This is a genomic window from Mangrovimonas sp. sgz306409 (assembly GCF_059735265.1).
This window is the reverse complement of sequence record NZ_JCAPEU010000003.1, coordinates 279,727-305,347: the sequence shown is the minus strand read 5'-3', so window position 1 is coordinate 305,347 and position 25,621 is coordinate 279,727. Positions and strand designations below refer to the sequence as shown.

Here is a 25,621-nt window from a genome sequence, read left to right as displayed (position 1 = left end):
AATCTCAATTGTTTCTAATTAAAAGTCTACCTGTACTCCTAAGGCCAAGGTTCTTGGGTTAGGGAATGATCCAAATTCCGTACCTCTGTTAAACAAACCATCACTGATGAAATCAGGGTCATAGCCACTATAACCGGTAATCACGAACAAGTTTTGACCTGAAGCAAACACTCTGGCTCTCGTAAACACTTTCGTTTCTAAAGGAATATTGAATCCAAGCTCTAAACTTTGTAATCTTACAAAGTCTCCATCTTCAATAAATCTATCTGATGCTCTGTTATTGGCGTTTGGATCTCCAATCACTGGTCTTGGCACATTGGTATTGGTATTATCTGGCGACCAGTAGTTCAACATATCGGTATGCATATTGGCCAAATCGCCACCCATCAATGTTTGGTACGTAGCGTTATATACTTTATGACCAGCAGCCCCTGTGAAGAAAGCTGAGGCATCAAAGTTTTTATAACGGGCACTTAGGTTTAAACCAAAATTAAGTTTAGGAATTACGGTTCCTTTAAAAGTTCTATCCTCATCAGTAATAAAACCATCGCCATTGATATCCTTAAACTTCACATCCCCAGGAGCTGTATTTCCTGTTTGGTAAGCATGGTTATCAATTTCCTCCTGAGATTGGAAAATTCCTTCTGCTTCATACACGTAGATTTCACCAGCCGAACGCCCTACTTCAGTTCTTCCAACACCAGCGGTAATTGGTGTATCATCAGTACCTATTTTCTTTACCTCGTTTTTCAAGGTTCCAAGATTTGCAGAAATATTATAGCTAAAATCTTCTTTGCTATCTCCCCAATCCAGAGTAAATTCCATACCAGTATTTTGTACGGTACCCGCATTGGTTGTCAACAAAATTGGGAATGATCCAGAAGAGTAAGGGATTGGCACATCTGCTAACAGATCAACCGATTCCTTTCTGAAATATTCCGCAGTAAACTTCAATCTATTATTGAACATTCCAAACTCTGCAGCAACGTTGGCAGAAGAGGTGTCTTCCCACTTAATATCTGGATCAACAATTTTCACAACAGTAGTTCCTGGAGCAGTCTCATTTCCAAAACTTGAGTTTGCAAAAGAGTTTATATTTAAGGCAAATTCGTATAAGCCAATAGTATTGTTCCCTAATTCTCCATACCCCCCTCTAATTTTAAAGGTATCCCACCATTCTGGTAAGTTAATATCGTTGTGAACTTTCCAAGCTCCAGATACAGAGAAATAGTTTCCTGTGTTATTTCTAACCGAGAATTTTGACGATTTATCTTGTCTAAAATTGAACTCTACCAAGTATCTATCATCAAACGTATAATCGAACCTACCAATGTAGGATTTATAGGTTTCAGCTGACTCATATTCACTAGCATTTCTAGGTTGCGTTGAATATTCCAAATGAGGAATAGTACCATCAGGATACCCTGTAGCCCAAGCTCTCAAGTTATAATAATCGTTACGCTCTTGTATCATACCTCCCAGAAAATTAAAATTATGTTTCTCTGCCAGATTTAACTCATAAGTTAATAAATTATTGATAATAGTCCTTGTACTATGTCCACTATTCACATCTAATAAAGCCTCGTCTGGTCCTGTAACATAATACCATCCCAATTCACTCTCTGGATTAAAATATCTGGTATTCCAATTGGTACGGTCCCCACTTACATTCAATCTGTATTTAAGACCTTTTAAGATTTCGTATTCACCCCAAATATTCCCAACAAAACGGTTACGTTTGTTTTCATTGGTAATCAGGTTGTTGTATCCAATAACGTTTAAGGAAATGGCACGTTGGGCAACACCATCCGTTCCACCATAGCCGCCAAGATTATTTTCATCATAAACCGGCATGGTTGGTACCGCTGTCAATAAATTAATGATAGAACTTGTTCCTGCCAAATACTCGTTGAAGTTTTCTTTATCAGATAAAGAGTAAGCCACTTTGGCCCCATATTTAAAACGCCCCTTTTCACCATTTAAATTAATATTGGTAGAGTAACGTTCATAAGCTTGAGGTGTCTCGAAGTAACTAGTGTTTTTAAAATAATCCAAGTTCACATTATAGCTTAAAACCTCAGCCCCTCCATTAAAGGTCAAACTGTGGTTTTCCAAAATACCAGTTCTGAAGGCCTCATCCTGCCAATCGGTATCTACATCATCAATAAACAAATCGTTGTCTGGATACACCCCTGGCGTAGTAGGCACTCCCAATCCTTGTGCATTGGCATTGGTCTCCGCTACTCTTACCAATTCTTGATACTGCTCCCTATTAGCTAGATCATACCATCTGTTTTTCGCAACATTCTGGAAACCAATAGTTGTTTTATAGCTGATATCCAATTTTCCTTCCTTACCTTTTTTAGTGGTAATAATCACTACCCCATTGGCTCCACGAGCCCCGTAAATAGCCGCAGAAGAAGCATCTTTCAAAATTTGGATGGACTCGATGTCTCCTGTAGCAAAATCATAAGGATTATCAACAATTACTCCATCGATAACGAACAATGGGTTATTGTTTCTAAAAGAAGTAATCCCTCTAATTTTAATGTTTACAAATCCACCAGGCTCACCAGATGACTGTACAGTCACCCCCGGCGCTTGCCCTTGGATCATTTTAGCAACATCATAAGTAATAGTCTTTTTAGCATCCTCTACGTCAACCACACTTACCGATCCTGTTAAATTTTCTTTCTTTTTAGCACCGTACCCTACTACAACGATTTCGTCAAGGGCTGCAACATCTTCTTCCATGGCCACATTAATAACAGTTTGACCTCCCACGGTTACCTCCTTTTGCTTGTACCCAACAAAAGAAAACACCAAAACGTCACCCGAAGATGCCGTTATAGAATAGTTTCCGTCAAAATCTGCAGCAGCACCGTTGGAAGTCCCCTTCACAACAATATTAACCCCTGGAAGTGTCATACCATCTCTGGCCGATGTCACTGTTCCAGTAATGGTTTTCTGTTGGGCAAAACCAGTTGCCGACAACAGCACCATAATCATCACAAAAAGACACTTTGGAACCCTTAGTGTCAAATGATTACCAATCAAAAATTTGGTTGTTATCATACTAGAATAATTTAGAATTAGTTTTAAAATTTAGCTATAAGTGTTAATTATACACTTCCAAAGGAATTAAAGTTTTTTCAAATAAGCAAGTTTTTTTATGATTTTTTTAAGAATTACATATTTAAGCACTATATTTATTACCGAATTAATAATTGTGTTTTTTACATTTATTAAATTTTAATTGATTAATTGTAATATTTTTCATAAAGTTGCCTAGCAATGCTCAAATAAATTTAGATGCTAAATAACTACAGTAAAGAAGACAAGGTTTTATTGGCCGTGGACTGTATCATTTTTGGCTTTGACAAAGACAAGCTGAAAATTTTGCTCATTAAAAGGGATTTTGAACCCGAAAAAGGAAAATGGTCCCTAATTGGAGGATTCTTGAAAAAAGAAGAAAACCTAGACGATGCAGCCAATAGGGTTTTGAATCACCTTACAGGTCTTGACGAAGTATATCTGGAACAGTTTTTCACCTATAGTGAAGTAGACCGTGATCCTGAAGAGCGCACCATTTCGGTTGCTTACTATGCACTTATCAATATTGAAGACCACGACCAAGAACTCATAGAGCACTATTCGGCCAAATGGTTTACCATTGATAAAATTCCGAACCTGATTTTTGACCACAACGACATGGTAGACCAAGCCATTAAACGATTACAATACAGAGCCTCTACCAAACCTATTGGGTTTGAACTCTTACCTGAAAAGTTTACCATGCGGCAATTGCAAAAACTCTATGAATCTATTTTGGACACAGACTTGGACAAACGGAATTTCATCAGTAAAATCAATGCCTTGGATATTTTAATCAAGCTAGATGAAAAGGACATGGAATCTTCAAGAAAAGGTTCTTACCTTCACATGTTTGACAAAGAAAAATACGACAAAAAAACCCACGAAGGCTTTATCTTTAAAATCTAACACACAAAAAGAGAACGTAACCGTTCTCTTTTTTTTATTCCACAATTCATCACAAACAGTAAAGCAAATAAATTCACTACACAGCCACCTCCCCTCCACAAACACAACACAATATATTTCAAGATATTACGTTAAAAAATTAACTAAACTTTTTACCTACATCACATTCCGCCAATGACTTCCAAAAAGCTAAAATTGGAAGACGAAATACAAAGCTTGGGTAAAATATTGATGCTTATTACGTGAAATAAGCATCATTGCATAGTTTTCAACAAAATAATCCATCCCTCGGTTATTGCCTTCCAACCTTGTTCACTGCTATCCCTTCCTTATTTTATACTTAGGCTGTAATTAAAAACAAACATAAAATCTAAGGCTATGAAAAAAGTACTGCTATTAATCACAATCTTTGCAAGCCTTTTGGCTTGTAGCAACGACGACGATTCTTCCACCCCCTCCAACAACATTCCCGATGACCTACCGGATGTTTCGCAAGTAACCTTCACATACCCAACCACAATCACCAACAATTATTTTGGCCCGCAAACCACAGGAACCATCTATGTGTATGAAGCTGGTGATATTGGAGAAGAACCCGAAGAGGAAATTAGAATAGAAATAAGGACCAACACCAAAACGGTCATGGGAGTGACCTGTTTTATCCAACATGATGTGGTTTATAAAGACGGTATTCTTATTGAAGATACCGATGATTGGATTGCCGAAGATGACAATGGCAACCTTTGGTATTTTGGAGAATCGGTTAAAAATTACGACGATGATGGAGATTTTGAAGACAATGACGGCTCTTGGGAAGCAGGAATAGATGATGCCCTACCCGGTTATTGGCTTCCAATTGCACCATATGTAGGACAGACGTACCACCAAGAATATTGGGAAGACGAAGCCGAAGATTATGCCGAAGTTTTAAGTACCAACGAAACGGTTTCCATAGATTTAGGAACCTATCAAAACTGTTTGATGACCAAAGACGAAAATCCCTTCGAAACAGGTGAATACGAAATAAAATATTACGCCCCAGACATTGGCTTTATCAAGGAAGAAAAATATGTAAACGGTGCATTAGTTGAAATGGAACAATTGGTGGAAATTATAGAATAAAACAAAATTTATAACCGAATACCATTTGATATAAATCTTTCCCAATAACACCTTGGCATCCACGTAGCAGCAACCATAGTGATACGTGGGTGCCTTTTTACAAATAACAAGTTCCCCAATACCATAAAAAACATGTAGTTTTGTAGGACAACAGTGCTTTATAAATGACAAAACTAAGTTGTAAAATTAACCTCTCACCTGAAAATTAAATGAAATTTAAAAATCGATTAGTCCCATACCTCCTGATAAGTTTCTGCTTAACAGTTAACCTTATCTCCTGTAAAACAGAGAACAAAAAACCTCAGCACTCAGAAACTAACTGGGCTGAGCAGCATTTGGAAATGGCAGCCAACAACTACAAAACCCTTTCCAAAAACGTTCCTGTCAACCAATTCCCCACTACTTATACCAATGATACTCTTAGATTTAGTGACTCTGGTTGGTGGTGCAGTGGTTTTTACCCAGGTACTTTGGTGTATTTATTTGAAGGTACTCAAGATTCCATGTTTCTTAAAACAGCCGAAACAAAATTGATAGAACTTGAAAAAGAACAATACAATACAACCACCCACGATTTAGGATTTATGATGTTCTGCAGTTTTGGTAATGCTTATCAAGTAACGCACAATCCTGAATATGCCGAAATCATCAAAAATGCATCACAATCTATAAGCTCTCGTTTCAATCCAAAAACGGGAACTATCCGTTCCTGGGATCCTGCACCGTGGAATGACAAATGGGAATACCCTGTAATCATTGACAATATGATGAACCTGGAAATGCTTCTTTGGGCAGGAAAACATGTCAACAACCATAAATTTACCGAAGTAGCCCTAACGCATGCCGATACCACGCTAAACAATCATTTCCGTAAAGATTTTAGCAGCTACCATGTTGTCTCCTACGATACCATTTCAGGAAATGTTGAAATGAAAAATACCGATCAAGGCTATGCTGATGAATCTTCTTGGGCACGAGGACAAGCCTGGGGATTGTACGGCTACACCACAATGTACCGATATACCAAAGACCAAAAGTATTTAGAACATGCTATGGGTATTGCAGACTTTATCGTGAATCACCCCAACCTTCCTGAAGATAAAATTCCGTATTGGGATTTTGATGCCCCAAATATTCCAAATGCCAAAAGAGACGCCTCGGCTGCGGCTATCATGGCTTCTGCCTTTTTGGAACTCAAAAACTACGCTTCTGAAGACAAAGCCAAAATCTATTTTAACACTGCCGAACAAATGCTCAAAAGTCTTTCTTCCCCTGAATATTTTGCATCGCAAGATGAACAAGGCGGTTTTATCATCAAACACTGTGTTGGGAATATGCCAGATAATACCGAGGTTGATGTTCCCCTCTCCTATGCAGACTATTATTACGTGGAAGCTCTTTTAAGATATTTAAACAAAATAGAACTCATCAATTAGACATTAGGCAATCATGTTAAAACATACGTTTTCCTATCTTTTACTTTTTCTTTTGGCAGCGTCTTGCCATAAGACTTCGTTCCAAAAACCTTTAGAAACCAGCATCTCGAAGGTTGGTGAAGGATGGGCCAAGAACTCTATCAATACGGTTATTTTTAGAAAAAATTCTTTAGCAACGCACAACAAACACCAGTACATTGCCTACTATAATCCAGAAGGCAATGTGGTATTGGGAAAAAGACTCTTAAAATCCAACCAATGGGAAACCTTCGTCACTCCTTACACTGCCCATGTAGAAGATGCCCATAACTCCATCAGCATTATGGTGGATGGCGAAGGGTTTTTACATGTGGCTTGGGGCAACCACAACAATCAGCTTAACTATGCGAAAAGCCTACATCCCAATTCTTTGGAACTTGGCAAGAAAACACCAATGTTAAGAGATAAAGAGCAACAGGTCAGTTACCCTGAATTCTACGCCTTACAGGATGGCAACCTCCTGTTTTTCTACAGAGATGGAGGTTCTGGAAACGGCAATCTAGTCATCAACCATTACAATACCCAAACCCAAACTTGGCACAGGGTACAGGATAATCTTTTAGATGGAGAAGGTTTGAGGAATGCCTATTGGCAGGCCTATGTAGACAAAAATGACCAAATTCATATTTCCTGGGTTTGGAGAGAAAGCCCCGATGTGGCTAGCAATCATGATTTGGCTTACGCCACTTCCAAAGACGGTGGAAAAACCTGGCAAAAATCGACAGAAGAAATATACCAACTTCCTATTACAGAAAGTTCTGCTGAAGTGATTGAAAACATCCCTCAAAACAGCGAGCTTATCAACCAAACCTCCATGACCTCCGACAAGCATGGCAATCCTTTCATTGTTAGTTATTGGCGTGAAGCCGATAGTGAGATTCCGCAATTCCATCTCACCTACAAAACAGACCAATGGCAAACTGTCGATTTAGGTTTCAGAAAAACACCTTTTAGCCTAAGCGGACTAGGCACGAAATCCATCCCTATTTCCAGACCTCAAATAGTAGCAACGGATTCTAAAGACATCATTGTCATATTCAGGGATGAAGAGCGCGGTAGCAAAGTATCAATTGCGTATAATACATTTCCTTTTGATAGTAACTGGAAAATTTTGGATGTAACCGAGGACTCTTACGAAGCGTGGGAACCGACTTTAGACACGGAACTTTGGAAAAGTTCAAAAAAACTGAGTTTGTTTTTACAAAAAACCTATCAAGTAGACGGTGAAGGCTTATCCGATATTCAAGAAAGTGATGTTGAAGTTTTAGACTGGCAACCTTAAAAAAATAAAACGGTGAGAATCATATTTACACTAACAGCACTCTTTATAGCAGCAAATTTCTCAACTCTTAATGCCCAAAGCAACCAAAAGGCTGCGGCTGTTTTTCAAATTGACCAACCTGATTACGAACAGAGTCCTTTTACCGGAATGACCAAACAACACTGGAGGGATGCCGCATTATACATATTGGAAGGCGCCTTTTCATACATCAATTCCTATGAAGACCCGATGAAGTTCCCCAAGTTGCCTGGAAAAAGCTATCCGCATAACGAAGATCAGGTACCAACGGAAAAGCTAGAAGGCTTATGCCGTACGTTGTTTGTGGCAGCGCCACTTTTAAAGGAAAATCCCTCCTTACAGGTTAACGGCATTGATGTGGCAAAATACTATCGCCTTCAAATTTTAAATTTACTGGATCCTTCTAAGGCCTCCTATATTCCACCTAGAACCCAAGATCAGGGTCCAACTCAAATTCTCGTAGAGTTTGGAGCGTTGGCCATTTCACTTTTTGTAGCACCGGAGGCCATTTGGGAACCACTATCCCAAGAGGAAAAGGACGCCTTAGCCCATACCATGCTGAGCTACGGCAATGGACCAACTGTACCTTCCAATTGGAGGTTTTTCAACATTTTTGTGATGAGTTTTTTCAAAGATCAAGGATACCCCATAAACGAGGAATTATTAACCGAATATTTAAATCTATCCCTAGATCAATACCGTGCGGATGGCTGGTATAATGACGCTCCTGCCTATGATTATTACAGCATGTGGGCCTTTCAACTTTACGGTATTTTATGGTCTGAATTTTACGGACAGAAGTACCTTCCGGAAATTGCAGCAAAGTTCACCAGCAATTTTACGGACATGACCGACAATTATCCTTATCTGTTTTCAGAAAATGGAGAAATGATCATGTATGGCAGAAGTATCAGCTACCGGTTTGCATCTATTAGCCCGCTTCCCTTTTTCGGAACCTTGGAAAATGAAGACATTAATTATGGTTGGATGCGCCGAATTTCCTCTGGTGTCCTAATGCAGTTTTTGTCCAACCCAGAATTTCTGGAAGACGAAGTTCCTACTTTAGGCTTTTATGGACATTTTGAACCTGCCGTTCAAAATTACAGCTGTCGCGGCAGCGTGTATTGGATGGGCAAAGCCTTTCTGGGGTTGCTCATTCCTGATAACAATCCCTTTTGGACTGCCATAGAAAACAACGGCCCTTGGGAAACCGATTTCAAAAAAGATACGGTTTACAATAAATTCCAAAAAAAGTCAAACACCTTAATTACAGATTACCCTAATATTGGCGCTTCCGAAATACGTGCTTGGTGCCATGAAAAAGTAGCGGATGATTGGCAAAAGTTCCGTTCTTCAGAAAATTACAATAAACTGTCCTACAACAGTGCCTTTCCTTGGCAAGCAGATGGACCAAACGGAGAAGTCTCCATGAACTACGCCATCAAAAACCAAAAAAATGAATGGGAAGTATTTAGACTTTACGATTTCAAAAAATTTGAGGACGGTATTTACTATCGAGATGCAGTTTTGGAAACCGATGAAAGCGTTACCATGCAATTGGCCGACATTCCTTTACCAAATGGCATACTGCGTGTAGACCTTAACACAACCAGCAAACCATTGGAAATGCGTTTGGGACATTACGCCCTTCCTAAATTGGAACAGGAAATCAAATACTCAAGGAAACGCATTGATGGCCACGACATTTTGATTATGGATAATGGCGCCTACCAACTTGCCATGGTCATACTGAGAGGTTGGGACAACTTAGAATTTGTTGAAACTGCAGGATTGCATCCTGTTTCCAAAGAAAGTAGTGTTTTAAATGCCATTGCCCAATACACACCAAAAGAAGACAGTGTTTTTGCTACTTTGATGCTTTGGAAAGCATCTGGAGACTCTTGGAGTAAAGAGGATTTAGTTCCTGTAAAAAGTCTAAAATTGAAAAATGACCAGATTATTGTCAAAATGAAAGATGGCACTACCAAAACCTGTACGTTTTCAAATTAAGCTACTCTATACTCAAAGTATTACTAAATTCATGGGCTCCTATATCTTGTGATTCACCGGTCAAGGAAGCATTTCCAAAATAATCATAATTCCCGATATTGTAGTCTAGATTGACACCTGCATCGATAAGCGGTGAACTCGATCCCAATTTATAATTGACCAAGTTAGGCTCCTCGTAATAATTTCCTTGAAAGGAAATATTATCATCACAATTCACTCCTCCACTCAGGATGTTATTTTTCACATAAACCACCTCGGGATCCCAACTATTTATAGTTTTAAAAGCCAATTTATTATCCTGAACGACGGTGTTGTTATAAAAGAATATATCTGACACCGAGTTTTTACTACTCATGTTAAACAAAAACAAACTTCCGCTATAGCCATTCGCATCGTTATCCGATATATTATAGCGCACAGTGATGTTGGACATTGGTCGCGCCCCGCTGAACTGCCCCACCTGAAATCCAGCTCCATGGTTATCATGAGAGTAATTGTACTGCATAATGCCATTCACCACGCCTCCATCCAAATCAAAGCCTGCAGCATCACAACCCTGTGTTTGGATATTATAAGCCTCGCAGTATTCAATAGCCACATCTTTGGCATCCCAATACCAAATACCGCAATTCCCACCACAATGTGTATTATTGTAACCACTATCGTAAACCACACAGTTGCTTATGGATGAAAATTGCACGTCAGATAATACAATACCATTCCCTGAATGACTCCACTGATTATCCCAGCCACTGATATTATAAACCGTACACCCCTGAACATAAATATGTTCATGCGAATACCCTGCTTTATTTTGATTGAAATACCCCTTGGATATTATGCCGCTATCCATGCAATTGAAAATCGTACAATTAAGAATACTCACATCGGAGAAGCCTGAAGTATCGTTAACACCTTCTATTGCAATCCCGCCATAGCCTCCGCTGACATTTAAATTGGAAAATTGAAACCCTTGCAGTTTGGTAGCTCCTTCCAAAGTACTATAGAGATTTACACCATTCCGAGGAAACTCTCCTTCTGGTACTTGTGGAATGACAACATCAACATCAGTAACGGTAAAACCAGACGTGTTCACAAAATCCATCCCTTCAAAAACAGCCACACCTTCTCCATAGGATGAAATCGTTATTCTATTATTGGAATCCCCTCCATCGTTTGCATCGAAAGCAATACTTTGATAGGTATATCCGCCATCAAACAGAATTGTATATCCCGGAAGAAAATCGTCACTATTCACCTTAGCACTAGTCTGCCAGGCTGTTTCCGGCGAAAGTCCATCATTGGAATCGTTACCGTTTGGAGAAACGTAAAAGATATTCGTATTTTCAATTGAGTAAGACTGTTCTTCGGTTGTGGTGCATCCCAGCACCAAAAACAGCATGGCTAATATTCCAAATCCTTTCCCACTACCCAAAAGCAACTTTGATTTTGATGGTAGAAATCTGTGAATTTGAAAACGGTTTAATTTGGGGCAAATCGTATTCACTTTCGTTTAGTTATGTCTGCTTTGTCCAAACGCAACAATCCAAACACGCAAAACTGTTCTGTAGGTTAATTAAAACAGTAGTATTGTAAAGGCACAAAAGAATGGCTCTAAGCTGAAAATTCTTTTCGAATTCCTACAACTTTTCACTTCATTTCATACTCCAATAAATGACAGGAAATAGCTATTTGAACAAAAAATTCGAGCAAATATATCAATCTTTTTTTATCTAAAAATATTTGAAGAAAGACCTTACTTTTAGATTAATTATTAACAAATTATACCTTACAAAATTCAAAAAAATCGTACTTAAATTAAAATTAATTCAATAAAAAAAGCATGACCAACAATTTTGACCATGCTTAAAAAATTGCCCCACACGTAACAGGACACTTTTTGGATTCAAAAAACTAAATTAAACTCAACCAAAAGTTTTTTAGTAACACAAATCACCAAACCATTAGTTCTTCAAAAATTGAACATACGTGGTTTCATTTCCTTTATTCAATTTTAAAAAATACAATCCTTGAGCATAAGAACTGACATTGATATTTAAATCTTCGTCTAAACTTATTTCTCTCCCATTGATTTTTTGACCAAGGGCATTGTAAATTTCATAGCTATCAGGCAAACTATTATTGCCAATCTTAACCGTCAAAATATCAGTGGCAGGATTTGGGTAGACTTTCAACTCTGCGTCCATAAAATAATCCTCAGTACCAAGTGTAGCATAATGAATGGTAACAGATTCAGTATCCTCAAAACCGCCTCCTTCAGCCAAAATGTTTTCATCCCCATCAGCCAATACATAAGATCCTTCTCCATAAGAACAGCAAATACCATCTCCATAAGTATCATTAATTGTAAACAGATAACAGTCTTCGCTTTCTAGATCAAAGGTTTCACTAAATACACTTCCCGAATTCCCATTGGTATAAGGTCCTCCTGAATACAACACAGTACCCTCACTATCTTGAAGAGACCAAGTGGTTTCGTCTCCATAATTATCCAAAGTCAGGGTCAAATTTATTTGTGAAGCAGCTATCTGCAAGGCGTCATTAACACTAAAGCAGGTACTATCACCATCATTACATGTCCGCGCATTAAGGCTATTGGCCACTGAAACATTAAAGATGTGATCTCCCGCTGTTGTTTCCATAGTCTCCAAAACAACTTGAACACTGGATTGAGCCTCCAAGGTCCCAGACCAATTATAAGTTATTGGAGTTCCACTGTCTATATCATATTGAATGGTTACAGTCGTTAATGGCTGGGTTCCCCAATTGGAAAGAGTTACTACGGGAGTAATGGACGTTCCACAACCAATTTGCAGCTCTTCAATTGCCACAGCAGGATCGGAAGTGACTTCCGTTGGAGCATTCAAGGCAAAAGAATCTTCCAAGGAAGCTCTATTTGTTGAGGCACTGAGTACGGCAAGAATTCTCGCTTTTTGGTCGTTAGTAAAAACATTCATACACTCGTCATTAGTGTAGTCCATAAAGTTTTCCACCATGTCATAAGTTCCACAGGATAAATTACTAGTTGGGCACCCATAATTAGCTTCTTCCACCGCAGGTGTATCATCGCAATAATCCTCATCATCACAACCTCCTTGGAAAGTGTGGTAAAGACCTAAAAAATGCCCAACCTCATGGGTCATGGTTCGCCCCTTATCGTACGGAACAGAAAGACTGAAGGTCCCGTCATCATAATCGGAGCTTCCAAAGGTGGTGTAATTGGAAGCCACCCCATCTGTATTGGCAGTGCCTCCTGGAAATTGCGCATAGCCCAAGATACCCTCCAAATCATCTATAAATTTAGCTGACCACATGTTCAAATAGTTTGCAGGATCCCAATAGGTTTGCGTCTTTTGACTTTGCATTTCGCTATAACCTACGCCATCCATACAAATATTCACCCTATCTATTCCATTGGTTGGACAACCCTCTGGCGTCTGTTGCGCCAAAACAAATTCCACCTCTACATCGGCACCATCTTCATTAGTATTATACCCAGGTGTGCCCATCATACGTCTATAATCTTCATTAAGCACTGTAATTTGCGACAGCACTTGTGCTTCCGTGATATTTGGTCCTACTCCAATAGCTTCTCCATTGTGCAACACATGGACTACCACAGGAATGACTATAACATCTTCTGTTGTTTCGTTACTTCTTTGTGATTTTAAGCCTTCCAAAGTCTGCTTGAGTTTTTTTTCAAAGCTTTTGCTCCCCATCATATTGGGATGTTCATTGCGGATAATGGTATTGTACTCATCCGAATAACATCGTACCGTGGAACCAAGATTCGGTTGCTTCGACTTTTTTACTGGTGAATTATTTTGAGCCCAACCCTGCATACTCAAGGCAAAGAAAATACTCAATGACGCTACATAAAGTTTGTTCATAATATTGATGATGTGTTAAAATTAAACTTGACAAAAACCTAAGCCCCCTATTTGTACTTCAGCTTTTGATACCAAATATCTGATAGGGACAACCCTATATTGATAGTATTTAAGTTCTCTTGAATTACAGAACTACTTGCTGCTCCAGAGGTAAAACGCCTAGAATAAGAAATGTTCAATGAAGAAAAATTACGGCCCAAAGGAATCCCCACACCCACGGTAGCCTCAAAGTTGTCCGTTCGCATATCATCAATCATCAAATAACCGGAATCGTATTTCACACTAGACCTAAAACTGAAATACTCCCAATACTTATTGGGATTGGACTTTTTATACTGCATACCCAAACTATAAATGCTTTGGTCAACAAAAGTTCCAAGATTATCCTTTTGGTCTGTGGCGTCCCAAAACTTATGGTTGAAATCCAGATTAAACAAAAAGTCCGATTTTAAAGAATACGTTAGCCCTGTTCCAACATGCAATGGCATATAAAAATTATCGGCTCCCACATCATTTTCATCCTCTACTATGCTCGAAATCCCATCGGTGGTTTTATAGACGTCAATGTTTTTCTTTGCGTTGACCTTCGTAGGAAAGTTGACAATAGCCCCAAAAGTTACATCCTTACTGATATTGGCCGTTCCACCAAGTCCTAACTTGACACCATTGTAATAATAGTCTTCTTCAATAGCCAATTCCGATACAGATGTTGCAGAATATCTGGATTGTTCAATCTTCCCAAACAGATAAGAAGTTGTAATCCCTAAATTAATATTAGCCCCTATTTGATAGCCATAGCTCAACTTAAGTTCATTAATTCCACCAGAACCAATAAATACATTCCGATATTCTTCGTTAGCTCCCTCCACCGCCAATGGTTCACTAATAAATGAGTAACCCACAGAAGTTGCCGGAAGCAGGGACAAACTAATCCCTGACTTCTTATTCAACTTGGTAGCCAACGAAAAATGAGACAAATTAGACTGAAGAAAGGTTTTGCTATTTCCTGAATTAGACAACTCATTGATGGACACATTCACCCCAGCATCCAAAATAAATATATCAGAATACAAACCACTGAGAGTTGCCGGATTCAAGTCGTTTATAAAATAAGGATTGTTCCAAGCCAGCCCACTTTGCGACATGCTTGGTGCCAGCCCAATGCTATTGGGGTTGTAGTATCCCAATCCATATAAAGAATAAGGAGACCCGTTGGAAGTGGCGGATTGCGAATACAAAGACATGGATGCTAAAAACACTAGCAAAAATGCCCCATACAACTTATAGGTTTTAATTTTCAACATCATAAATGGCATAAACAATTTTTAATTTGGGACGGTATTCAGAATCTGGATCATCATCAATAATAATCCTGTCCACCATAGCATTGAACAGCTCTGGATAAAAGGTCAAGCCCTCATTGGTATCTTGGGTATCTGGATCGAGCAAATCATCCACATAACCATCCAAAGCCACTTTATAGGAAGTCAGCTCAAATTCCGATGCGCCTTCCACTCGGTTGGCATAGATATAATCTTCACCATTATCCAATTGACCGGTAATGTTATTCTTCCCTCTAATTTTTGAAACAATCAAGGAATCCTGCAAATGAAAAGGGGCATTATAGGTCCCCCAATCGGGTGTAAAGGTTAAATCGGCACTCAGCACCGTGCCTTTTACCGGCCAATCATAAAGGTTTTTCAAGGTTGGAAAATCGATTCTAAAGGTATACCCCGTTCCCGACTGCATCACTCCTCGAAAATCGCATTCGGAAGTCGCAATACTCAAATCCTGATCTATCATTTGCGATAGACATTCGCTACTATTGGTAGAGGAAATTTTATTGTAAGAAGACACATCTCCCTGGCTCAATTTAAGATCGAACGTATAGGAATCCTCACCTACCTCACCACCTAGCGAATAATAAAACCGCAAATAGGTATCGTCTGTACTTTTGGAAATCCCCAAAATCGAGGTATTACTTTCCAATTCAGGCTGAATTGTAAGCCCCTTGAAGACTTCCTCAAAATCGGAGAACTCATCAATTTGATTTTCTTCAATAGCATTAAAAATAGCAGCACCAAAACTATTTGGCAGAGTCACATGAATAGAATCGCCAGACATTGGTCTTGGAGCCACTGTTACCTGCGTTATTGGCGTTTGGTTGTAAGCAATGGAACTGGTATTGTAAAAGTCATCATTTGCTGGTTTTACTTTTTCAATGACTTTATGAATGTTTAGCGTAACCGGTTGAAGCGTATCCCCGTAATAATATTTATCATAACCCAAAATCAAAGCCACACTGTCCAAGGTTGCTCCATCTGTAATGGAATAGCTAGAAGGGTACATTTGAAAGAAAGATTCGGCGCGAACCCTTCCAAAATATTCATCATCAGATTGTCCAAACAACAAACGATCGGTTCCAGAGGTGACAATGCTGTCAATCTTAAAATTGGACAGCTTTACCGTAAACGTATCAATGACCATAATTTTGGTCCCCGATTCCAAATAATCACCGTCCACCAGAAAATAATCCCCCTCATAAGGTGAGGAACAGGCTCCCAATGTCAATGCTACAATAAGTATGCACAGAAATGACTTCATAGCTACATTTTTTTAGATATGAAGCAAATAAAAGGGGTTTTGAAAGTGCAAATAGTCAAGACTATACACACGGACGGTTTTTATCTATATAAGCCTAAATTCTCACTACGATTGTCCAAAACTTGGTTTGTAGATGAAAAACTAGGCTTTAACCGTATGATTCCATTGTTTGTATATTAAATATGAAAGGATAGAAAGTTGCAATCTACGTTTGCGATGATGAAAAGGAGAATCTTACTTATGCTGTGCACATTTTGGTGCGCCAACAACCTATACAGCCAAACAACGGAAGCCCCCCCAAACAGTCAATTGAAGGGAGATTTCAGCTATGAAATTGTTCCTAGTTTAGGTGAGCAACAATTAACCATTATTGGAGGTGAGGTTGAGCAGACTATTGGAATTGGTGCATCGTCCCTGAATTTTGGCTTGGGATATTACAATTACGGCGTCATCTTTAACAGTTTTGCAGAAGATGAGCCCCTAGTAAATGCCTTTGAACAAAACCATCTGATTGCACTAAACGCAGGCTACGGTTTAACATTTGGCAACCAATGGCAATGGCAAATATCCCTTAACCCAACCCTTTCCAGCACCTTAAATACCTCCCCTTCATTGGAAGATGTGATTTTCAATACCAAAAGCACATTCTCAAAAAACCTAAAATCTATTGGAGGTCAAGTGGAATTTGGTTTAGGCTACGGAACTCTTTTTGGTGCCCCCAACCTCTACCCAATCATTTCGTACAACAGTACTCTAGGGACAAAATGGAGCTATCAGATTGGGTTCCCCAAAAGCTATATCAATTACAAGCCTTCCTGGAAAAACGAATGGTCGTTTACAGCACAGCAGGACGGGGATTATATGAACAACCCTAGCAACGCTTATCTTTCTAGTAACGGACAAGCAATAACGAACAGCAAACTGGAATATCGCAGTACCAAATTTGAGCTAAACTATTCAACCGCTTTACACGAATATTACCGTGCCTACATAGGTGCAGGATATCATACAAATACTAGCCTGGAGATAAACTCCCAAAACGGGAAGTCACTGTATCCACTTAAAAGCAACAACTCCTTTTCCATACATTTTGGGATAAAGTTTCAATTGGACAATAACATAAAAACAACAGAAAAATGACAGATTTATTTAGATTAAAATTCCGCTTTGAGGCCATCAAAATACTAGCCATTTCCATGGCCTGCCTTACCATGTCCTGTAGCTCCGACGATGAAGATGACGACGATTACGGAGATTGGATAGAAGTTTCCGTTTTTGACGGTGTCCCTAGAAGCAATGCTGCAGCTTTCACCATAGACAACATTGGCTATATGGGAACGGGGTACGATGGTGATGATTACCTAAACGATTTTTGGGCTTATGATTTCGACGGCAATTATTGGTACCAATTATCTGACCTTCCTGGAGTAGCCAGAAGTTATGCCGTGGCATTCAATGTCAACAACAAAGGATATGTTGGTTTGGGATATGACGGCGAGACCAATGACGAACTGGGTGATTTTTACAGCTACGACACACAAGCAAATACCTGGGCCAGCATTGCCGATTTTGGTGGAGGAACCAGACGTGGTGCCGTGGCCTTCAGCTCTGAAACTGCTGGATATGTAGGTACAGGATATGATGGACAAAATGACAAAAAAGACTTTTGGAAATACGAACCTTCTACAGACACTTGGAGTCTTCAAACTGGCTTTGGAGGCGAAAAACGTCGCGAAGCTTCAACCTTCACAATCGACAATACCGTGTATTTAGGAACTGGTGTTTCCAACGGAATCAACCAAACCGACTTTTGGGCTTTCAACCTAGATACCGAAACTTGGACCCAACTTGAGGACCTGGACGAAGATGACGATTACAGCATTATTAGAAACAACGGCGTAGGATTTTCAATGAATGGCAAAGGCTATTTCGGATTGGGAGTATACAGTTCTTATGTAGACAACTCCATTTGGGAATACGACCCTTCAAAAGACAGTTGGGAAGAAAAAGCCAACTTTGAAGGTGTTTCAAGACAAGGTTCCATCGCATTTAGTAATGGTAGTAGAGCCTTTATCGCTTTAGGAAAAAGTGGAAGTTTGTATTTGGATGACAACTACGAATACTTCCCTACCGAGGTTCAAGATACCGATGATTAATAACATGTGATAACTCCCATAAAGGTTTAAAGCGATAAACCAACCACTTTAAACCTTTAGGGATTTAATAAGAAAAGAGATGAAGTATCTAAATATCAAAAACATTGGGATAGGTTTAGTTTTGGCAACAGCACTAAGCCTTTTGGCCATTTATTCAAATAGCCTACAACAAGATTTTGTCATTGAAAAAGAAGTGTACCATGTGGTTACTCAAAAAAGTGAGCAAGGCGGATGGATTTATAACATCTACCATTTGCAACAATTGCTTATCAAACAAGAATACGTTCCTGCCTTAGATGGAAAGTTTCAGTTTTCAACCCAAAAGGATGCCGAAAAAGCCGGCAGAAAAGTAATGGAACGTCTAAGCAAAGGCCACAACCCTTCGCTGAGCCCAAAGGACTTTAACGAGAACAATATCCAATTAGTGAAAGTCCCGTAAATATTCATTTTAATACAAATCAGAAGTACGTTGAAAAATGAAAATCAATTGTATCATCATAGAAAACAACCCCAAGTATTTAAACGCCCTTCAGCGCTATTGTTACGAAAATGACGATTTAAACTGGATGGGGAGTTATAAAAATCCTCTAGAAGCTATCGATACTATAAATTCGTTTAAAACTGTATTGGTATTTTGCAATATAGGCCTTTTGGAAGCAAACCCAACAAAGTTTACCCAACACTTAAAGGGCAATCCAATGTTCGTGTTCCGTACCAAAACCAATGCGGCCCTTACTCGTATTAAAGGATTAAAAACAATAGAATCCATTCAAGGTCCCATCACAGCCCAAACCGTGAAAAATGTAACAAAAAGAGCCTTAAAAATTTTGGACTTCAGTGCCTTGATGGAAACCAACATCTTCCCCACCGATGGCACCTCCCTTACTTCATCAAAAGCTATTATGGTGAAATATGGCCATGAGGCCTACCAAGTGAGCATTGACGACATCACCTATATACAGGGCATGCAAGGCGCTTTAAGAATTCATATGGTAAATACACCTCCCGTGAGAACCCTCATGAAAATTACCGCACTTGAAGAAAAACTGGATACCGCAAAATTTGTCAGGATACACCCTAGTTTTTTGGTAAACATTACAAGAATAACCGCCATACAGAAAAAGAAGGTCAAACTGAATGACATCTACCTTCCTGTAAGCGATAGTTTTAAACCCTCTTTACTGGACAGAATAGGTCAATTTGAGTAACCTCCTACAAAAACTTTTTAGTCCTTAAATACTTGGGAAACGTCTAGCAAAACTTCGGGTATATCTATTTGGTTTTTAAAACATTATAATTCTGTTGAATTTTACACTCAAGAAAGCATCTCATAAAATGAAAGTATATTTTTCAATACTAATCGCACTCCTTACAACTGTTGTTCAGGCTCAGGAACATGCTCAGGAAATAGTAAAAAAATGGAGCCTCGAAGAATGTATAGCCTATGCAACCACCCATAATTTAACGGTGAAGGATGCTCTATACAGTCAAGACAAGGCACAATTGAACTACGACCAGTCCAAATACAACAAACTCCCAAATGTAACAGGAAGCGCCTCACAAACCCTATCCAACGGAAACAGCATCGACCCTATTACCAGCGATTATGTCACACAACAAATCCATTCCTCAAGTTTTGGGATCAATTCCTCCCTGACTGTTTATGAAGGTAGCAAACTCAATAAACAGCAAAAGCAACAACAATTGATTTTTGAGCAAAACACCCTGTATGTGGAAGAAACCCAAAACAATATTACCCTTCAGATTACGGAAGCATATTTACAGGCACTATACATGCAGGAAGGCATTGCCATAGCACAAAACAATCTAGAGGCTTCGCTACAAGAAGCTACATTGGCCAAGGCCAAACTTGATGCAGGAAGCATTCCTATGCAAGATTACACCGATGCCACTTCCCAAGCCGCTACCAAAAAATACGATTTGATTACCGCAAAAAACAACTATGCACAACAGATTACAACCCTAAAACAGCTTTTGGAACTGGACCCGGAAACTGAATTTGCAATAGAAACACCTGACAACATCAATGAGATGGTAGAAACACAATTGGACAAAATAGAAGTCTACAAAAAGGCTTTGAGCATCCTTCCTGAAATAAAAGCCACTGAATTAAACAAAGCCATCAGCGAAAAGGATATTGAAATTGCCAAAAGTGATAACCTCCCATCGCTTTACTTAAATGGAAGTTTGGGATCTGGATTTACCAGCACCCAAGAATTGAATTTCGTTGACCAAATCAATGTCAACTTTAACCAAAGAATCGGGCTGTCACTTAACATCCCCATATTCAATAAAAACCAAACCAAAACCGAAATTAAACTAGCAAAAATCAATGCCGAGCAAGCCGACTTGGAATTGCAAAATGCCAAAAAGGATTTGTACAAAAAAGTAGACACCGCTTGGCAGAATTCAATAGCCTCTCAGGAACAATTATTGGCGGCAGGTGCCGCAAAGGATGCCGCCGAGGAATCCTATAAACTGGCCAAAAAGAAGTTTGAATTAAACGCACTAAACACGTCAGACCTCGTGGTAAGCCAAAACAACTACACCAATGCCCAGCTCGATTATATCAAAGCCAAGTATCTAAACATTTTGTATTACCAACTCCTTCAATTTTACCAAGGAAACGCCATTGAAATTTAAAAACAATGAAAAGCAAAACTTTAAAAATAATCGTAATCACTATAGGAATTCTAGGAGCCTCCGCTCTAGGCTATAGTTTTTTAAGCAGCAGCAAAACCTCTAAGGTAGAAGTTAAAACAGTGGCTATTTCCAAAGGAGATGTCATTACCACGGTCACAGCCACTGGAACGGTTGCCCCTATCACTCAAGTGGAAGTGGGAACCCAAGTTTCGGGGGTTGTAGAGAAGATTTATGTTGATTATAATAGTGAAGTAACCGAAGGACAGCTCATTGCCGAATTGGACAAAACCAACCTAAAAGCTGCCGTGGTACAGAGCAGAGCACTTTATGACAACGCTCTAAATGAAAAGAACTATTTACAGACCATCTTTGACCGTCAAAAACAACTCTACGACAGCAAGGTGATAAGTAAATCGGATTACGATGAAGCCCTTTACAAGCTCAACACAGCCAATAGTACAGTAACACAACGTCAATCTGAATTGAACCGCGCACAAACCGATCTTGGCTTCGCCAATATCTATTCGCCTATTGATGGCGTGGTTTTGTCCCGCGATGTAGACGAAGGACAAACCGTAGCGGCCAGTTATAGCACCCCAACCCTATTTACCATTGCCAAAAACCTTGAAGAAATGCAGGTAGAAGCCAATGTAGATGAAGCCGACATAGGACAAGTCAAAGAAGGACAAAGCGTGACTTTTACGGTTGATGCCTACCAAGATGACATCTTCAAGGGCGTAGTGACACAGGTGCGCTTAAACCCAACCACCACTTCAAACGTGGTCACCTATACCGTGGTCATCAGAGCCAATAATCCTGATTTTAAATTGAAGCCAGGTCTAACGGCTTCGGTGTCCATTTACACCTTAGAACTTAAAGATGTGCTTACCGCCGAAGCAAAAGCTATCAACTTCAAGCCGAATATGGAAATTCTTCACCGCTTCCAGAAAGAAAACAACATTGAGAAGCCAGAGCCTCAGGGACCACCACCAGCTGACACCGAAGGCACCATGGTTTGGGTCTATAAACCTAATGGGGATATAGTGCCTACCCCAATAACCTTGGGAGCCAGTGACGGGATACATGTTCAAATCTTGAAAGGCCTTGAGCTTGGAGACAATTTGGTATACAGTTTAAAAGCCACCGGGTTGACAGAAGAAGCGGCTCCAATGCCTGAAGAAAACAGCAGCCCATTTATGCCGAAACCTCCAGGAAAGAAAAAATAAATACCCAATAACATGGAAACATTTGAAGAAACCAAGGTTAAAACCGATACCCGTAACATGCAGAAAAGAATCATTGAAATAGAAGATTTGAAAAGAAGTTTTGTGATGGGAAACGAGGTAGTTCATGCCTTAAAAGGCATCTCTTTCGATATTAAGGAAGGGGAATTTGTGACCATTATGGGTTCTAGTGGATCCGGCAAAAGCACCATGTTAAATATTTTGGGCTGTTTGGATAAACCATCAGCAGGCGACTACGGGCTAGATGGCATGCTCACAAACGATATGAGCAAAAACCAATTGGCCAAAATCAGGAACCACAAGATCGGATTTATATTTCAATCCTATAATTTATTGGCTCGAACCACTGCTTTAGAAAATGTAGAATTACCTCTAATGTATAATAGCTCGGTTTCCATTGCAGAACGAAAAAAAAATGCCATTTCGGCCTTAAAAAAAGTGGGACTACAGGAGCGAATGTACCATACACCTGCGCAGTTATCGGGCGGGCAACAACAGCGGGTAGCCATTGCACGAGCTTTAGTGAACAATCCTGTGGTGATATTGGCAGACGAAGCTACCGGTAATTTAGACACAAGAACGTCCTATGAAATCATGGCCCTTTTTCAAGACCTGAACCGTCAAGGAAAAACCATCGTTTTTGTAACCCACGAACCAGATATTGCAGAGTTCAGTCAACGTACCATTGTCTTAAAAGACGGAAAAATTATAAAGGACGCCCTAAACAGTAATGTGAAGGACGCCAAAGAAATGTTATCGCTTTTACCAAAAGAAGACCATGAAACAGTGTGAAACAGTTAGAGGCATGGGTAAGAAGACAATTCGTAAACAAAAAAACTTGTAAGGTGAAGCTATTTAATTTATTAAAAATTGCACGGAAAGCAATCATCCTAAATAAGGTTAGAACCTTTTTAACCATGCTAGGAATTGTTATTGGCGTAGCCTCTGTAATTGCCATGTTGGCCATTGGGGAAGGCTCCAGCCAAAGCATTAAAAGTCAAATTGCAAAAATGGGTTCAAACATGATTACCATCAGACCAGGGTCGGAAATGCGCGGAGGGGTGCGAATGGATCCAGGACAAATGCAAACCCTGACTTTAAAAGACTTTCAGAATCTAAAGGACAACAGCACACTCCTCACCTATTTAACTCCAATGGTAGAAGGTAGCGGACAGTCCATAAACGGCACCAACAACTGGCCTACTTCTATCTATGGCGTTTTACCAGATTACCTAGCCGTGAAATCTTGGGAAGTAAAAACAGGAAGCATTTTTACAGAAGCTGAAGTTAAAGCAGCTGCCAAAGTGGTGGTTTTAGGGCAAACCGTTGTAGACAATCTATTTAGTGAGGGCATAGACCCTATTGGAAAAGTCATTAGGTTCAACAACATCCCCATGAAAGTAATCGGCGTATTGACTGAAAAAGGAGAAAACACCTTTGGGCAAGATCAGGATAACGTCATCATAGCTCCCTATACCACGGTACAAAAACGTATATTAGCCATAGATTACTTACATTCCATTAGCGCTTCGGCCCTAAGCGAAGAACAGGCTCAAGATGCTGTAGAGGAAATTACAAGCATTTTGAGAAGTTCCCACCAAATTGGCCCTAATGATGAGGATGATTTTAACGTATTTTCTATGGAAGAATTGGTTTCCATGTTCAGCTCAACAAACGACATACTCACCATCCTGTTGGTTGCCATAGCTGGCATATCCCTATTGGTGGGCGGCATCGGCATTATGAATATTATGTATGTATCAGTAAAAGAGCGCACCCGTGAAATTGGCTTACGAATGGCGGTAGGCGGACAAGGAAGGGACATCCTCACCCAATTTTTAATTGAGGCCGTCATGATCAGTATTTCCGGAGGCCTTTTGGGAGTGCTTTTAGGATTGGCCGCTTCATTTTTTATTGAAAATATTTTAAGTTGGCCAACAGTGATCACCTCTTATTCCGTAGTCATTTCATTTGTGGTGTGTGCCGTTACCGGAATATTTTTTGGATGGTACCCCGCAAAAAAGGCAGCCGCTTTAGATCCTATAACAGCCTTGCGATATGAATGATTTCTTTAAAAAATATAAAAACCGAAAAGCTGTAAGCATTATTTCGCATATATTGGTGTGGGGGTTCATCTTCAGCACCCCTTACCTGCTATCGAACTCTTCGGGTCAAAATCAATTTGACAGGGCCATCATGGTTAGGACTTGGCTGCAATTATCGGTCTTTGCTTCCATCTTCTACCTAAATTATATTTGGCTGATCGATAGATTACTTTTTAAAAAGAAAGTTTGGCTATTCAGTATGATCAACCTGATTTGCATCATAGCCTTTGTTGCGCTTCAATTTCAAATGAACCATTTTGTTTTTGATGGCATGCGGGAGATGCCTCCTATGAAAATGGAGAACATGAAAAATCCTCCTCCAAAGGATTTTTTCTTCTACCTTCAATTTATCACCTATTTGCTGCCTTTGGCATTCGCAATAGCCATAAAGACTACTGAACGTTGGATGAAAATAGAATTTGAAAAAACCGAAGCCGACAATGTAAAACTCCATTCCGAACTTCAACATTTGCAATACCAATTGCAGCCTCATTTTTTCTTCAACAGCCTAAACAATATCTATGCCTTGGTAGATACCGCTCCCGAAACAGCCAAAACTAGCCTCCATGGATTGGCTAAACTAATGAGATACCTACTATATGATACGAAAACCGAATCTGTAAGCCTCTCGCATGAAATCGACTTTATAAAGCGTTATATTGAATTGGGGAAAATCAGGATTCCAGAAACTACCCAGGTAAATTATACCTTCCCTGTGGTTTCCCAAAACATCAAAATTGCCCCGCTATTGTTCATATCCTTAATAGAAAACGCCTTTAAGCATGGGGTTTCCGCCAATAAGGAAGGAGACATATCTTTTAACATGGATATTAACAATAATAAGGTTTTGTTTGTCTCAAAAAACCCTAACTTCCCTAAAGAAAAAAGCGACAAAAGTGGTTCTGGTATTGGTTTGGAAAACCTCAAAAAACGTCTGGAACTACTCTATCCCGGAAAGCATAGCTTGACCACAGAAATAAAAGACAATACATACACCACAGTTTTGGAGATTGATTTAAACCACTAGT

The 25,621-nt window shown here is 39.5% G+C and carries 19 protein-coding genes; 14 read left to right on the top strand and 5 right to left on the bottom strand.

Annotated elements, in window-relative coordinates; all coding sequences use genetic code 11:
* Positions 1-18: 18 nt before the first annotated feature.
* Entirely contained in the window at positions 19-3,075 is a 3,057-nt protein-coding gene (locus AC6I5C_RS07065; protein ID WP_497904557.1) for a SusC/RagA family TonB-linked outer membrane protein, read from the bottom strand.
* A 237-nt stretch (positions 3,076-3,312) separates the two neighbouring features.
* Here AC6I5C_RS07065 and AC6I5C_RS07060 point away from each other — a divergent pair, with 237 nt between their 5' ends.
* From AC6I5C_RS07060 to AC6I5C_RS07040, 5 genes are all read left to right on the top strand, one after another.
* Positions 3,313-4,002 carry an NUDIX hydrolase gene (locus AC6I5C_RS07060; RefSeq protein WP_497904556.1) on the top strand — a complete coding sequence of 230 codons (690 nt, stop codon included), beginning with the start codon at positions 3,313-3,315 and terminating at the stop codon, positions 4,000-4,002.
* 378 nt (positions 4,003-4,380) lie between these two features.
* A complete protein-coding gene (locus AC6I5C_RS07055; RefSeq protein ID WP_497904555.1) occupies positions 4,381-5,124 on the top strand; it encodes a hypothetical protein in 744 nt (247 codons plus the stop codon).
* A gap of 209 nt (positions 5,125-5,333) precedes the next feature.
* Positions 5,334-6,560 (top strand): glycoside hydrolase family 88 protein, encoded by a 1,227-nt coding sequence (locus tag AC6I5C_RS07050; RefSeq protein ID WP_497904554.1) that lies wholly within the window; start codon positions 5,334-5,336, stop codon positions 6,558-6,560.
* Positions 6,561-6,573: 13 nt separating this feature from the next.
* Positions 6,574-7,881, top strand: coding sequence for a BNR repeat-containing protein (locus AC6I5C_RS07045; RefSeq protein ID WP_497904553.1), 1,308 nt, complete (start codon positions 6,574-6,576; stop codon positions 7,879-7,881).
* A gap of 12 nt (positions 7,882-7,893) precedes the next feature.
* The gene (locus AC6I5C_RS07040) at positions 7,894-9,909 is read left to right on the top strand and encodes a DUF2264 domain-containing protein (protein WP_497904552.1); all 2,016 of its coding nucleotides are present in this window, start codon (positions 7,894-7,896) and stop codon (positions 9,907-9,909) included.
* Position 9,910: 1 nt separating this feature from the next.
* Here AC6I5C_RS07040 and AC6I5C_RS07035 read toward each other — a convergent pair whose 3' ends face one another.
* The 4 genes from AC6I5C_RS07035 to AC6I5C_RS07020 all read right to left on the bottom strand — a co-directional run bounded on the left by AC6I5C_RS07035 (position 9,911) and on the right by AC6I5C_RS07020 (position 16,424).
* Positions 9,911-11,416 carry a hypothetical protein gene (locus AC6I5C_RS07035; RefSeq protein WP_497904551.1) on the bottom strand — a complete coding sequence of 502 codons (1,506 nt, stop codon included), beginning with the start codon at positions 11,414-11,416 and terminating at the stop codon, positions 9,911-9,913.
* Between the two features lie 457 nt (positions 11,417-11,873).
* A complete protein-coding gene (locus AC6I5C_RS07030; RefSeq protein WP_497904550.1) occupies positions 11,874-13,820 on the bottom strand; it encodes a M43 family zinc metalloprotease in 1,947 nt (648 codons plus the stop codon).
* Positions 13,821-13,867: 47 nt separating this feature from the next.
* Positions 13,868-15,127, bottom strand: a complete 1,260-nt coding sequence (gene bamG, locus AC6I5C_RS07025) for a BamG family beta-barrel-assembly machinery protein (protein ID WP_497904549.1) — start codon at positions 15,125-15,127, stop codon at positions 13,868-13,870.
* Positions 15,111-16,424 carry a DUF4270 family protein gene (locus tag AC6I5C_RS07020; RefSeq protein ID WP_497904548.1) on the bottom strand — a complete coding sequence of 438 codons (1,314 nt, stop codon included), beginning with the start codon at positions 16,422-16,424 and terminating at the stop codon, positions 15,111-15,113. Before AC6I5C_RS07020 ends, bamG begins: the two co-directional genes overlap by 17 nt.
* Before the next feature lie 240 nt (positions 16,425-16,664).
* Here AC6I5C_RS07020 and AC6I5C_RS07015 point away from each other — a divergent pair, with 240 nt between their 5' ends.
* The 9 genes from AC6I5C_RS07015 (at position 16,665) to AC6I5C_RS06975 (ending at position 25,620) form a co-directional block, all read left to right on the top strand.
* Positions 16,665-17,564 (top strand): DUF6268 family outer membrane beta-barrel protein, encoded by a 900-nt coding sequence (locus AC6I5C_RS07015; protein ID WP_497904547.1) that lies wholly within the window; start codon positions 16,665-16,667, stop codon positions 17,562-17,564.
* Positions 17,561-18,580, top strand: coding sequence for a Kelch repeat-containing protein (locus tag AC6I5C_RS07010; protein ID WP_497904546.1), 1,020 nt, complete (start codon positions 17,561-17,563; stop codon positions 18,578-18,580). Before AC6I5C_RS07015 ends, AC6I5C_RS07010 begins: the two co-directional genes overlap by 4 nt.
* A 79-nt stretch (positions 18,581-18,659) precedes the next feature.
* Positions 18,660-19,019 carry a DUF4907 domain-containing protein gene (locus tag AC6I5C_RS07005; protein ID WP_497904545.1) on the top strand — a complete coding sequence of 120 codons (360 nt, stop codon included), beginning with the start codon at positions 18,660-18,662 and terminating at the stop codon, positions 19,017-19,019.
* A gap of 37 nt (positions 19,020-19,056) precedes the next feature.
* Positions 19,057-19,788, top strand: a complete 732-nt coding sequence (locus AC6I5C_RS07000; RefSeq protein WP_497904544.1) for a LytR/AlgR family response regulator transcription factor — start codon at positions 19,057-19,059, stop codon at positions 19,786-19,788.
* Positions 19,789-19,915: 127 nt separating this feature from the next.
* Positions 19,916-21,244, top strand: coding sequence for a TolC family protein (locus AC6I5C_RS06995; protein ID WP_497904543.1), 1,329 nt, complete (start codon positions 19,916-19,918; stop codon positions 21,242-21,244).
* Positions 21,245-21,249: 5 nt separating this feature from the next.
* Entirely contained in the window at positions 21,250-22,470 is a 1,221-nt protein-coding gene (locus AC6I5C_RS06990) for an efflux RND transporter periplasmic adaptor subunit (protein WP_497904542.1), read from the top strand.
* Positions 22,471-22,527: 57 nt separating this feature from the next.
* Positions 22,528-23,280, top strand: a complete 753-nt coding sequence (locus AC6I5C_RS06985; protein WP_497904679.1) for an ABC transporter ATP-binding protein — start codon at positions 22,528-22,530, stop codon at positions 23,278-23,280.
* 53 nt (positions 23,281-23,333) lie between these two features.
* The gene (locus AC6I5C_RS06980) at positions 23,334-24,554 is read left to right on the top strand and encodes an ABC transporter permease (protein WP_497904541.1); all 1,221 of its coding nucleotides are present in this window, start codon (positions 23,334-23,336) and stop codon (positions 24,552-24,554) included.
* Positions 24,547-25,620 (top strand): sensor histidine kinase, encoded by a 1,074-nt coding sequence (locus AC6I5C_RS06975; protein WP_497904540.1) that lies wholly within the window; start codon positions 24,547-24,549, stop codon positions 25,618-25,620. Before AC6I5C_RS06980 ends, AC6I5C_RS06975 begins: the two co-directional genes overlap by 8 nt.
* Position 25,621 lies beyond the last annotated feature (1 nt).